The organism is Mesorhizobium bavaricum, from assembly GCF_056781655.1.
Window position 1 is genome coordinate 5,755,117 of record NZ_CM165566.1, and the last position, 12,428, is coordinate 5,767,544.

The following is a 12,428-nucleotide window of genomic DNA, read 5'->3' on the forward strand; positions in this document are numbered from 1 at the left end:
CCTTCAGAGAATCTCGGTCTTGGCGATATGGATGCCAAAACCCTCGAGACCGACATAGTGGCGTTCGCGTGAAGCGATCAGGTTGATCGAGGATATGCCGAGATCCTTGAGGATCTGTGCGCCGAGACCAATCTCGCGCCACTCGTTCTCACGGCGGCGCGCCTCTTCGTGATCCTCGCGATCGGTCGAAGCCGGCCGCTTGCGTTCCTGATGGGCGACGCCGACCGAGCCCTCGCGCAGATAGACGATGACGCCGCGCCTGCGCTCACCCATCGCCTTCATGATGCCGTCGAGCCGATGGGTGGTGCCGAAGACATCGGTCACCACATCCTCGGAGTGCAGGCGCACCGGCACCTCCTCGCCGTCGCGGATGTCGCCGAAGACAATGGCGACATGATGCATGGAGTCCCAGGGCAGCGTGTAGGTGAAGACCTGCGCCTTGCCGCCGAGCGTGTCGATTTCGGAGCAAGCCACGCGTTCGACGAGCGTTTCCTTGCGTTGGCGGTAGGCGATGAGGTCGGCGACCGAAACCTGTTTGAGGCCATGCTCCTCGGCAAAGGCCGAAACCTGCGGGCCGCGCTTGACGGTGCCGTCGTCATTGACCAGTTCCGAAATGACGCCGACCGGCGCCAGGCCGGCGAGCTTGCACAGGTCAACCGCGGCTTCGGTATGGCCCGAGCGCATCAGCACGCCGCCCTCGCGCGCGATCAGCGGGAAGATATGGCCGGGACGGACGAAATCCGAGCCGCCGACGTTGCCGTTGGCGAGATTGCGCACGGTCAGCGTGCGGTCCTCGGCCGAGATGCCGGTCGTCGTGCCATGCTTGAAATCGACGCTGACGGTGAAGGCGGTGGTGTGGGCGGAATCGTTGTCGGCCACCATCGGCGACAAATTGAGCCGCTTGGCCTCCTCGCGCGGCATCGGCGTGCAGACGATGCCGGAGGTGTGACGGATGATGAACGCCATCTTCTCCGGTGTGCAATGGACGGCGGCGACGATCAGGTCGCCCTCATTCTCGCGCCCATCATCGTCCATGACGACGACGATCTCACCGCGTTCGAAAGCACGCAGGGCTTCGACGATTTTCTTCTGGTCGTAAGGCATGGATGCTCGCTTCGCTGGCAAGGTTGAAGGTCAGACGCGTCCGGTCTGTCCACGATGACGCAGATAATGATCGGCGATGGCGCAAGCAACCATCGCCTCGCCGATCGGCACGGCGCGGATGCCGACGCATGGATCGTGACGGCCCTTGGTCATGATCTCGACGTCGTGACCATCCTTGTCGATCGACTTTCGCGGCGTCAGGATCGATGAGGTCGGCTTGACGGCGAAACGCGCGACGATTTCCTGGCCGGTCGAAATGCCGCCGAGGATGCCGCCGGCATTGTTCGACAGGAACACCGGCTTGCCGTCATTGCCCATGCGCATCTCGTCGGCATTCTGTTCGCCTGTGATATGGGCGGCCTCGAAACCGTTGCCGATCTCGACGCCCTTGACGGCGTTGATCGACATCAGGCCGGACGCAATGTCCTGGTCGAGCTTGGCGTAGATCGGCGCGCCGAGGCCTGCCGGAACGCCATCGGCAACGATCTCGATGACCGCGCCGACCGATGAACCCGCCTTGCGAATGCCGTCGAGATACTGCGTGAAGACCGGAACGGAAGCCGGATCGGGGGTGAAGAACGGATTTTCCGCGTCGCCGATGAAATTCCAGTTCCAGTTGGCGCGATCGATTGATTTTTCGCCCATCGACACCAGTGCGCCGCGCACCACCATGCCCGGCACCACCTTGCGGGCCAAGGCTCCGGCCGCCACGCGCGCCGCCGTCTCGCGTGCCGAAGAGCGGCCGCCGCCGCGATAATCGCGCACGCCGTATTTGACGTCATAGGTGTAGTCGGCATGGCCGGGCCGGTATTGGCGGGCGATCTCGCCATAGTCCTTCGAGCGCTGGTCGACATTCTCGATCAGCATCGACACCGGCGTGCCGGTGGTGATCATCGTCTCGCCGTCCTCGTCTAGGATGAAGCCCGACAGCACCTTTACCTCGTCGGGTTCGCGGCGCTGGGTGACGAAGCGTGATTGGCCCGGCCGGCGCTTGTCGAGTTCGGCCTGGATGTCTCGCTGAGTAAAGCGGATGCCGGGCGGACAGCCGTCGACCACGCAGCCGAGTGCGGCGCCGTGGCTTTCACCCCAGGTGGTGACGCGGAAAAGGTGGCCGAACGTGTTGTGAGACATAAAACGACCCTGCCCGGCGTCGGAGCCGGCTTGGCGCATGATCCCGAAAATCGGCGCGATTTCGGAAAGGATCACCCGCAAATCAAAAAGCGCTACAGCGTCCCTTGACCGCCCAGGAAGACGCGCGGCGCTGCAGCCTGCCTTCTATTGGCGTTTTTCACAGGGGTCAAACTGTGATCTGGCGGATTTAGTTTTGACACATTCGGTTGGTTTCTGCTCTCTTCCATCCGCCAGCCACCGCCTGCCGCCGCCATGCCGGTGCAATGATAACGAGGAACGATAATGCGTACCCTGATTGGCGCCGTCGCCGCCACGCTGCTGCTGTCCACCGCCGCTTTCGCCGGCCAGACCGAAGGCCTGATCAAGAAGATCGACAAGGATGCGCTGACGCTGACGCTGGACGACGGCAAATCCTACAAGCTGAATGCCGAGACAGATCTCGACGCGCTGAAGCCGGGCATGGACATCGTCATCGCCTATGATGAGACCAATGGCGAAAACGTCATCACCGACATGGAACTGCCGGACAGTTCCGCCAATTAGAGCTTCCAACCTGAATTGGATGCAGTGGCGCCGGTTCAGCTTTTTCGCTGAGCCGCGCTAACCTTTTGTTTTTGGGTACTTCCGAACGGAAAACGCTACGCACTTTTCCTGGATTACTCCAAGGTGGCTTATAGCCACTCCAGGCTCTTGCCTTCGAGTTTGAGCACGCGGTCCTGCGGGGTCTCCAGGTTCGCTGCCTCATTCTCTGCCATCCCAAGCACGAAGCGGAACAAGGTCCGCATGACCCCGCCATGGGTTACGCAGATCGTCTGGCGTTCTATCGCGTCGAACCAGGGCTTCACCCGTTCGAGCAGCATCTGGTAACTCTCCGCGCCCTCGCCGGGCGGCTGAAAGTTCCATTTGTCCAGCGCGCGCGTCCGGCGCGCGTCCGGATACCGCGCCTTGAGTTCGGCAAAGGTAAACCCCTGCCAATCGCCGAAATTGACTTCGACCAGGCGAGGATCGGTTTGATAGGCGTCCGGATCGAGCTTCATCGCGGCACGGATACGCTGCATCGTTTCGCACGTCCGTCGCATCGGGCTTGCGACGAAATCGAAATCCTGGGGGTTGTGGACGAGTTTGGCCAGCAGATCGCCGTTGCCGGTTGCCTGTTCGCGGCCAAGCGCATTGATGTCCGTGTCGGCCTGGCCCTGAAGCCGGAACTCGGCGTTCCACGCGGTCTGGCCGTGGCGCACGATGTAAACCAGCGGGTACATCAGGTCTTCCGGTGCAGGGTCGGGATGGACGACGGTTGGTGGGTGTTATTCCTTGACCGTCGAAATATCCGGCGCGTCCACCGCCTTCATGCCGACGACGTGGTAGCCCGAATCGACGTGATGCACTTCACCGGTGACGCCGCGCGACAGATCGGACAGGAAATAGACGCCGGAATCGCCGACTTCCTCCTGCGTCACCGTCTGCTTCAGCGGTGAATTGTATTCGTTCCACTTCAGGATGTAGCGGAAATCGCCGATGCCGGATGCGGCAAGCGTCTTGATCGGTCCGGCCGAGATGGCGTTGACGCGGATCTTCTTGGCGCCGAGATCGACGGCCAGATAACGCACGCTGGCCTCGAGTGCCGCCTTGGCGACACCCATGACGTTGTAGTGCGGCATCACCTTTTCGGCGCCATAGTAGGTCAGCGTCAGCAGCGAGCCACCATTGGTCATCAGGGCTTCGGCGCGCTTGGCAATGGTGGTGAAGGAATAGACCGAAATGTCCATGGTGCGCAGGAAATTGTCGCGCGTCGTCTCGACGTAACGGCCGGTCAACTCGTCCTTGTCGGAAAAAGCGATGGCGTGGACGAGAAAATCAAGCTTGCCCCAATGCCTGGCGACATTGGCGAAAACCTCATCCAGGCTCGCCGGATCGGTGACGTCGCAATGGCCGGCCACAAAGGCGCCGAGTTCCGCCGCCAGCGGCTCGACGCGCTTCTTGAACGCTTCGCCCTGATAGGTGAGCGCGATCTCGGCGCCATGGTCGACGCACGACTTGGCGATGCCATAGGCGATCGATCTGTTGTTGGCGACGCCAAGAATAAGGCCGCGCTTGCCGGCCATTAGGCCCTGTCCACCCGCCATGTGAGCGCTCTCCGCAAGATTCCTGCTTTGTGGAGTGCCCTATCGCACAGGCACAGGGCCCCTTCAAGCGTTCAAACCGGACAGTTCGGGGGACAAAAGCCGCAATCAGCCTTTTTGGCTGCGCAACAGCGCTTCGAGCGCGCTATCGCCGCCTTCCGGCAGCATGATCCGCACATGGGCATAGAGATCGCCATGGCCGCCGGCCTTCTCCGGCAGGCCCCTGCCCTTGAGCCGCAGGACCTTGTCAGAACTCGACCAGGCGGGAATGTTGACCGCGAGCTTGCCGGTCGGGGTCTCGACGGGCACCTTGGCGCCGAGCACAGCATCCGCCAGCGCCACCGGCAGATCGGCATGCAGGTCGCGGCCCTCGATGCGGTAGCGCGGATGCCGGCGCAGATGGATCTTGACCAGCGCATCGCCCGGCTGGCCCGGCCCTTGCTCGCCTTGCCCCTTCAGCCGGATGGTCTGGCCGTCCTCGACATAGGCCGGCAGCTTGACCGCCACCTTGCGGCCGTCGGGAAACATCGCCGTCACCTTTTCGGCGGTCGCCGCTTCCTCGATGGTGACGTCGAGCGTCACGTTCAGATCGGCAGCGGTCGCAGGCTGCCGGCGGTCGCCGGTGCCGGCGCCCCGCGCGCCCGAAAAGGCGTCGCCGAAAATCTGGCTGAAGATATCGCTGTTGCCGTCGAACGGATCACCGCCCGGACGCCCCGAACGGAATTCGAATCGCGAACCGCCGGCCCCTTGCTGCCGGCGAAACCCGCCGAAGGGATCACCACCACCGGCGGCACCCTCGAAACCCTGGAAACGCGGCTTGCCGTCGGCGTCGATCTCGCCGCGGTCGAACGCGGCGCGATTCTTCTCGTCGCCGACGATCTCGTAGGCCTGGTTGGCCGCGGCAAAACGGTCCTTCGCCTTGGGATCATTCGGATTCTGGTCCGGATGATGCTTCTTGGCGAGTTTCCGGTACGCCGATTTTATGTCTTTGGCCGATGCGTTCTTGGCAACGCCCAGCACCTCATAGGGGTCGCGCATGCTTACTGCCCTGGAGAAGGAGTGAAACTGTGGTTGCCTCCTATATGCGCTCGCATAGGAAGAAATTCCAGTGCCCGAGCAGCATATCAAAAACGGAAAGTCAAAGCGCCTTGAAGTCCTGCATGTGCCAGCCGCCGGCACTGGCCAGGCAGAGTTCGCCTTCGAACATGGCAACGCCATCAAAGCTTTCGCGCGAGGCCCTGAAACGGCGGCATGTCTGGCCCTTGTCCTTCAATTCCGCCAGTTCGGTGATGGAACCACGTGACCCTGTGCCGGCATTCGCCCAGGGCACGGCCTGGCCGTCGAGTTGTTCGATGTCGGCCGAGGACACCGCATTGCCGATCGTCGTCTGGTCGGAGTCGCGATCCGAACTGACCGGCGCGGATAATGGGGCGGACGTGCTGCTGGTCAGAATCGAGCGATCGACTTCGGCTTTTTCCAGGCTGAAGCCACCCGCGCCGCAGGCGGCAAGCGGCAGAACGATCATCACGATCGCGGCCTTGGCGCTGGCTGAAGCAATTAGGCTGCCTTGCCTGCTGTCAAAAGCTTGCGCGATACGCGACAATCGGCAACCTCCCCCCTGCGCCATAAGAATCTTGGCTTCGTGACAATTTGAGAAAAACTATGAGTGACACAGAGTTAACAACCAGTGACTTTACCGAGGCTGCAGAGCCGTTTCGCCTCTTTGCCGCATGGCTGGAGGACGCCACCAAAAGCGAGATGAACGACCCCAACGGCGTGGCCCTGGCGACCGTCGATGCCGACGGCATGCCGGATGTGCGGATGGTGCTGCTCAAGGGCTTCGATGAAGGCGGGTTTGTGTTCTACACGAATTTCGAGAGCGCCAAGGGCCAGGAAATTCTTGGCAGCATGAAGGCGGCGATGTGTTTCCATTGGAAATCTCTGCGCCGGCAGGTGCGGGTGCGCGGTCCGGTGGAGATCGTCAGCGAGGCCGAAGCCGACGCCTATTACGCGACGCGGCCGCGCGGCAGCCGTATCGGCGCCTGGGCCTCGAAACAGTCGCGGCCGCTGGAAAGCCGCTTTGCGCTGGAAAAGGCGGTGGCCGAATACACGGCCCGCTATGCGATCGGCGAAATCCCGCGGCCAAAACATTGGTCCGGCTTCCGCATCGTACCCACGACCATCGAGTTCTGGCACGATCGACCATTCCGGCTGCATGACCGCGTCGTCTTTTCACGCAAGACCGGGGACGGTTGGGACAAGACGAGGCTTTATCCCTGAAAGAGAGGCTCAGGCCTTCTTTCTGGTCATGAACGCCGTGAGCGCGGCGCGCGCCTCATCCGACTTCAGCCGCGCACGAAAATGTTCGCTTTCCTCGCCGATGCGGGCGACGAGGTCGTCACGCGAGCCGCGCATCAGGTCGCGTGCGATTTTCAGCGCCTGCGGCGGCTTGGCGGCGATCTGGCCGGCAGCCGCCAGCACCGAGGCCTCCAGCGCCGCTTCCTCGACCACCTCGTAGATCAGGCCGGCGGCCTTCGCCCGCTCAGCCGAAAAGCCCTCGCCAAGGCCGAGCAGCGCGAAGGCAGCTTGCTGCCCCAGGATGCGCGGCACCAACAGGCTCGATCCCGCCTCGGGCACCAGGCCGAGGTCGACGAAAGGCGTCCTGAACACGGTGCGCGGCGTTGCGAAGGTCAGGTCGCAATGCAGGTTGAGCGTCGTGCCGATGCCGACCGCGATGCCGTCGACGCCGGAGACAATGGGTTTCTCGACCCCGGCCAGCGCCATCAGGAAGTCCCAGACCTCCGTGCCACCGTCGCCGCCGGTGGCGACGACCATGAAATCGGCAAGGTCGTTGCCGGAGGAGAAGGCGCCGGGCACGCCGAGGAAGACATGGACGCGGATCGCGGGGTCGGCGTCACCCTCGGCCAGCGCAGCCGACATTTTCGCATACATGGCGCGGGTCAAGGCGTTCTTCTTGTCCGGGCGGTTCATGCGGATGATCTGAATGGCGCCCTGGCGCTCGACGAGGATATGGTCTGTCACGGTTTCTTCCTTGTGAACGTCAGGCAGAGATGAGCGCCTTGCCAGCAGCGGCCAGGCTTTCGGCGCCCCCGATGATGCGATCCTTCAGCGCACGTGCCTCACCAAGCAGGTTTTCGGCGAAGAAGCGGCAAAGCGCGATCCGGCCCGGATCGGCAAGAGCGCCCTGCGCCAGATAGGCGCCGCCGGCAGCAAGCGAGATCAACCTGAGATAGGGCGTAGCACCGGCCAGCGCCTCGTCCGACTGGCCATCGGCCGACAGTTTTTGCAGGAAGCGGGTCGCGTGCGTCAACTCGGCAAGCGCCTCGTCGAGGGCATCGGCGGTGCGGCCGAAACCCTGCAGATTGGAGATCCGCACGGCATTGGCGATCGCGGCAAGTTCGACGATGTAATCATACACATGTTCGCCGCCGCCCAGCGGCAGCTTGCGCATGACCAGATCGATGGCCTGGATACCGTTGGTGCCTTCGTAGATCGGGGCGATGCGCGCATCGCGATAGAGGGCGGCCGCGCCCGTCTCCTCGATGAAGCCCATGCCGCCATGCACCTGGAGGCCGAGCGAGGCGACCTCGACACCGACATCGGTCGAAAACGCCTTCGCCAGCGGCGTCAACAGATTGGCGCGATCGCGCCAATGCGCCGCCTCGTCACCGGTTGATACACGCGCCAGGTCGATAGCATGCGCGCAGCAATAGCTGATGGCGCGCGCCGTCTGCGTCAGCGCCTTCATGGTCAGGAGATTGCGCTGCACATCGGGGTGATGGACGATCGGCGCCATGCCGGCGCCAGCATAGCTTGCCGCCTTGCCCTGGCGGCGCTCATTGGCATAGGCGATCGCCTTTTGCGTCGCGGTTTCCGCGACCGCGACGCCCTGCATGCCGACGGCGAGGCGGGCGTTGTTCATCATGGTGAACATGCAGGCGAGGCCCTTGTTCTCCTCGCCGATCAGCCAGCCGATGGCGCCGGGCGCAGCGCCCCCGAAGCCGTCGCCGTAGATCATGGTACAGGTTGGCGAGGCATGGATGCCGAGCTTGTGCTCGAGACCCGAGCAGAAGACATCGTTGCGCGCGCCCATCGATCCATCGTCGCCGACCAGGAATTTCGGCACCAGGAACAGCGATATGCCGCGCGTGCCGGCCGGCGCATCGGGCAGCCGCGCCAGAACCAGATGGATGATGTTGTCGGTGAAGTCGTGCTCGCCATAGGTGATGAAGATCTTCTGGCCGAAGATGCGGTAGGTGCCGTCACCCGCCGGCTCGGCGCGGGCGCGCAAGGCATTGAGGTCCGAACCGGCCTGCGGCTCGGTCAGGTTCATCGTGCCCATCCATTCGCCGGAGACGAGCTTTTCGAGATATTTCGCCTTGAGTTCTTCGGAGGCGTGCTTGTCGAGCGCCTCGACGGCGCCCATGGTCAGCGTCGGGCCGATGCCGAAGGCCATGGCGGCGGAGTTCCACATTTCGAGCGCGGCGACGCCGAGCATGGTCGGCAACGCCTGGCCGCCATACGCCTCGGGCCCGGACAGTGCGTTCCAGCCGCCATCGATCCAGCGGCGATAGAGTTCCTTCCAGCCGGGCGGCGTGGTGACGGCAGCGTCCTTCAGCACCGCACCCTGCTCATCGCCGATCTTGTAGAGCGGCGCGACCTCCTCGGTGGCGAATCGTCCGGCCTCGCCGAGAACGGCATCGACCAGATCCTCGCCGAGATCGCCGAAGGTGCCGGCATCAAGGGCCGACTTCATGCCGGCCACGTGCTTGAGCGTGAAAGCGATATCCTCGACCGGTGCCCGATACATGCCGCTCGCTCCTCCTGATGCATCGGCTCGTCGATCCTAGGACCCGCACTGCCGCAAAACCATCCGCCTTTTGAGCGGTCTCCCACCTTCTTTTTACGTAAACGTCAAACTTTGTCACGCGGATTTTGCAAACGCGCCGGCGCGTATTAGATTCGGGTTAGCGCCGGATCAAGCCGAGCGACAACAGGCCAGGACCAACGAACCGGAACCACCCATGCTTGCCAGACCCGACGCCTATCGCTGCATCGAATGCGGCCTGCCCTATCGCGCGGCAGGGTTCTGCTATCATCAGGGCAGACTGGAAGACGGCGCCGCCTATTGGTCGGATCGCGGCATATTGTGCTCGCCGCAATGTTCTCTAGCCCACCACCGCAAACGCGCAGCCGAAGGCCCGTCGCCGCAAGAGCCGGCGCCCGATCCATTCGAGTTTCGGCCGCTCATCCGGCGGTAGCTTTGCCGGCGCCAGCCTGCATAAGCACTTCCTTAACCATGACGGTCCAGGATTTTGCCTTGGTCAACGGGGATTCCCTGTTTGAAAAGGACGGCGCACCTCCTTCGCCGCACAGCGCTTCTCGCTTTTGCGGCGACGATGACGTTGTCGACGGTGGCAAAGTCCTCGGATTTCTCCGAGCCCTGGAAGAATGCTGACCGCGCCCTGGTCATCGACGCCTACGAATACAATTCCATCGACTGGGCCCAACTCGCCACCGACAAGCGGATCGTCGGCTTCATCAACAAGGCATCCGACGGCTTGCCGCCGCCCTATTTCTGTTTCGGCGACGACACCGAGGTAAAACTCTGCAAGGCGCTTTGGAAACGCCACGCGGTGACGCGCGAACTGTTCCAGACGCGCAAGGTGGTCGCCAAGGCGCTGGGCCTAAAATGGGGCGCCTATCACCTCGCCCGCCCCGGCAATCCGGTCGAACAGGCCAATAATTTCCTCGATTTCGCCGAACCCGCGCCGGACGATCTGCTGGCTCTCGACATCGAGGGCAATGACCCGACACAGTGGATGTCGCTCGATGATGCCGAGGAGTTCGTGCGCCAGGTGCATCGTCGCATCGGCCGCTTCCCGGTGCTCTATTCCAATGGCAAGACGGCCCAGTACATTGCCGACAACAGCTATAGATACCGGCTCCTGTCGCGGCTGCCGCTCTGGTATGCCCGCTACAAGTCCGACATCGACGTGCATTTTCCGATGGGCAACTGGCAGGGCTACGCGCTGTGGCAGTTTTCGGCGCAAGCCAATTGCGGCCGGTTCCGCTGCCCTTACAGGGTCGCCGGCACGCCCAAGGACATCGACGTCAATGTCGCGCCGACGGACGCCGCCACGTTGCGCGCGCAATGGCCGTTCGGTGGGCTCATCGATGTACCGCCCGACTATCTCGCCTCGATACCGCTGCCGGTCTCACGCGAAGCGGGCCTTGCCGGCAATGTCACCATCACCTACGCCTCTGTGGCGGCGCCGCCGACCTTCGAGGACATGGTCGCGGCGCTGGGCACGCGCTGGACGAAATTCCGTGATGGCTTCCGCATGCCTGTCGTGAAGACGGTGCCGCGACGGCCGGGCTTCGGCATTGTCCAATATGTCGCCTGGAAGCGGACCGACCAGCGGTCGCCCGCACAACTCGACGCCGCCTTTGCCGCGGCCGATCCGCTCAGCACCGCTTCGACCGAGATCGATCGCGGTTTGCGATAGAGACTAAAGCGCACCCCGTTTGATCGGATTCAGGCGATGCGATTTAGGTCCTTGTTTTCACGCATGTCGTTGTCCCAATACCGAGGTCACTTTTGGGCGACACGCATTGGTGTTCCGGATCTTCAGTTTGCCTGCTCGCGCACCACGGCCTGCCAGCCAATGTCGCGGCGGCAGAACCCATCCGGCCAGTCGATACGGTCGAGCGCGGCATAGGCGCGTTTCTGCGCCTCGCCGACAGTAGCGCCTGATGCCGTGACGTTGAGGACGCGGCCCCCATTGGCAACCAGGGCGCCGCCATTGATGGCCGTTCCGGCATGAAAGATCTGGACGCCGTCGCCCGCCGCATCTTCGACACCGCGGATGACCGATCCCTTCTCGGGCGTTCCGGGATAGCCCCTGGCCGCCATCACCACGGTGAGTGCCGCCTCGTCGCGCCAGCGCACCGAACTGTGCGCAAGCTGGCCATCGGTGGCGGCATTGAGCAGGACCAGCAGATCGTCCTTCAGCCGCATCATCAGCACCTGGCATTCCGGATCGCCGAAACGGGTGTTGTATTCGATCAGCTTCGGCCCCTTGTCGGTGATCATCAGTCCGGCGAAGAGAATGCCGGAGAAAGGCGCGCCCAACTCGGCCATGCCATGCATGGTTGGCTCGATGATCTCGCGCATGGTGCGCTCGATCATCTGCGACGTCATCACCGGCGCCGGTGAATAGGCGCCCATGCCGCCAGTGTTGGGGCCGACATCGCCATCGCCGACGCGCTTGTGGTCCTGCGCGGTACCGAAGGGCAGCGCCGTGGTGCCGTCGCAGAGGCAGAAGAAACTTGCCTCCTCACCGGTCATGAATTCCTCGACCACCACTTCCGCGCCGGCGGCGCCGAAAGACCCGTCGAAACAGGCATCGAGTGCCGCCTGTGCCTCGCCGAGCGTCATGGCGACGGTGACGCCCTTGCCGGCGGCCAGGCCATCGGCCTTGATGACGATCGGCGCGCCTGTCTTTTCGACATAGGCTTTGGCGGACGCCAGATCGCCGAAACGGCCATAGGCGGCGGTCGGGATGTCGTATCTGGCGCAGAGATCCTTGGTGAACCCCTTTGAGCCTTCCAGCCGGGCGGCAGCCTTGGAGGGGCCGAAGACGCGAATGTTTTCCGCACGCAGATCGTCGGCAATGCCGGCGACCAGTGGCCCCTCCGGACCGACCACGACGAGGTCGATCTTCTTGTCCCTGCAGAAGGCGGCGACGGCGACGTGATCGGCAATGTCCAGCTTCACCAGTTCGGCCTCACTGCCGATACCCGGATTGCCGGGAGCCGCATAAAGCCTGGTCAGCAGCGGCGATGCGGCGATCTTCCAGGCCAGCGCATGTTCGCGGCCGCCGGAGCCGAGAAGAAGAACGTTCATGGCCACCTCTTGATGCCTATAATCCTGCAGAGCACCCGCTATTGCTCTCTGGACGATGGGTCAAGGCATCAGGGTGCTTTGATCGGAATTGCGCACGGGAACGTTACCCCTGCCGAAAATCGGCGGCGCACGCCGCCGGCGAT

13 protein-coding genes are annotated in these 12,428 nt (G+C 63.2%); 4 read left to right on the forward strand and 9 right to left on the reverse strand.

The window, feature by feature from the left end; translation table 11 throughout:
- Positions 1-3: 3 nt before the first annotated feature.
- Together ribB and aroC are read right to left on the reverse strand one after the other, a co-directional pair.
- Positions 4-1,104, reverse strand: a complete 1,101-nt coding sequence (gene ribB, locus AC1RZR_RS28175) for a 3,4-dihydroxy-2-butanone-4-phosphate synthase (RefSeq protein ID WP_379105720.1) — start codon at positions 1,102-1,104, stop codon at positions 4-6.
- A gap of 30 nt (positions 1,105-1,134) precedes the next feature.
- Positions 1,135-2,235 carry a chorismate synthase gene (gene aroC, locus AC1RZR_RS28180; RefSeq protein ID WP_481826656.1) on the reverse strand — a complete coding sequence of 367 codons (1,101 nt, stop codon included), beginning with the start codon at positions 2,233-2,235 and terminating at the stop codon, positions 1,135-1,137.
- A gap of 282 nt (positions 2,236-2,517) precedes the next feature.
- Here aroC and AC1RZR_RS28185 point away from each other — a divergent pair, with 282 nt between their 5' ends.
- The gene (locus tag AC1RZR_RS28185; protein ID WP_379105717.1) at positions 2,518-2,778 is read left to right on the forward strand and encodes a DUF1344 domain-containing protein; all 261 of its coding nucleotides are present in this window, start codon (positions 2,518-2,520) and stop codon (positions 2,776-2,778) included.
- A gap of 128 nt (positions 2,779-2,906) precedes the next feature.
- On the opposite strand, the gene AC1RZR_RS28190 is transcribed toward AC1RZR_RS28185, so the two are convergent.
- From AC1RZR_RS28190 to AC1RZR_RS28205, 4 genes are all read right to left on the reverse strand, one after another.
- A complete protein-coding gene (locus AC1RZR_RS28190; protein WP_477273982.1) occupies positions 2,907-3,494 on the reverse strand; it encodes a histidine phosphatase family protein in 588 nt (195 codons plus the stop codon).
- A 45-nt stretch (positions 3,495-3,539) separates the two neighbouring features.
- Positions 3,540-4,358: an enoyl-ACP reductase FabI gene (gene fabI / locus AC1RZR_RS28195; protein WP_056581092.1), complete on the reverse strand. Its 819-nt coding sequence runs from the start codon at positions 4,356-4,358 to the stop codon at positions 3,540-3,542.
- Between the two features lie 105 nt (positions 4,359-4,463).
- Positions 4,464-5,393 (reverse strand): DnaJ C-terminal domain-containing protein, encoded by a 930-nt coding sequence (locus AC1RZR_RS28200; protein WP_481826657.1) that lies wholly within the window; start codon positions 5,391-5,393, stop codon positions 4,464-4,466.
- 100 nt (positions 5,394-5,493) lie between these two features.
- Complete coding sequence (locus tag AC1RZR_RS28205; RefSeq protein ID WP_477273977.1) at positions 5,494-5,958, reverse strand: RT0821/Lpp0805 family surface protein; 465 nt, start codon at positions 5,956-5,958, stop codon at positions 5,494-5,496.
- 59 nt (positions 5,959-6,017) lie between these two features.
- On the opposite strand from AC1RZR_RS28205, the gene pdxH reads away from it, so the two are divergent.
- Complete coding sequence (pdxH, locus tag AC1RZR_RS28210; RefSeq protein ID WP_477273975.1) at positions 6,018-6,635, forward strand: pyridoxamine 5'-phosphate oxidase; 618 nt, start codon at positions 6,018-6,020, stop codon at positions 6,633-6,635.
- Positions 6,636-6,644: 9 nt separating this feature from the next.
- Here pdxH and AC1RZR_RS28215 read toward each other — a convergent pair whose 3' ends face one another.
- On the reverse strand, positions 6,645-7,397 hold the full coding sequence (locus tag AC1RZR_RS28215; RefSeq protein WP_481826658.1) for a crotonase/enoyl-CoA hydratase family protein: 753 nt from the start codon (positions 7,395-7,397) through the stop codon (positions 6,645-6,647).
- A gap of 19 nt (positions 7,398-7,416) precedes the next feature.
- Entirely contained in the window at positions 7,417-9,186 is a 1,770-nt protein-coding gene (locus AC1RZR_RS28220) for an acyl-CoA dehydrogenase family protein (protein WP_481826659.1), read from the reverse strand.
- A gap of 214 nt (positions 9,187-9,400) precedes the next feature.
- Between AC1RZR_RS28220 and AC1RZR_RS28225 the strand changes: the two genes are divergently transcribed.
- Positions 9,401-9,637 carry a hypothetical protein gene (locus tag AC1RZR_RS28225; RefSeq protein ID WP_481826660.1) on the forward strand — a complete coding sequence of 79 codons (237 nt, stop codon included), beginning with the start codon at positions 9,401-9,403 and terminating at the stop codon, positions 9,635-9,637.
- 138 nt (positions 9,638-9,775) lie between these two features.
- A complete protein-coding gene (locus tag AC1RZR_RS28230) occupies positions 9,776-10,885 on the forward strand; it encodes a glycoside hydrolase family 25 protein (protein ID WP_481826661.1) in 1,110 nt (369 codons plus the stop codon).
- Positions 10,886-11,007: 122 nt separating this feature from the next.
- Here the strand turns inward: AC1RZR_RS28230 and purD are convergent, their stop codons facing one another.
- Positions 11,008-12,285 (reverse strand): phosphoribosylamine--glycine ligase, encoded by a 1,278-nt coding sequence (gene purD / locus AC1RZR_RS28235; protein WP_481826662.1) that lies wholly within the window; start codon positions 12,283-12,285, stop codon positions 11,008-11,010.
- Positions 12,286-12,428: the final 143 nt, after the last annotated feature.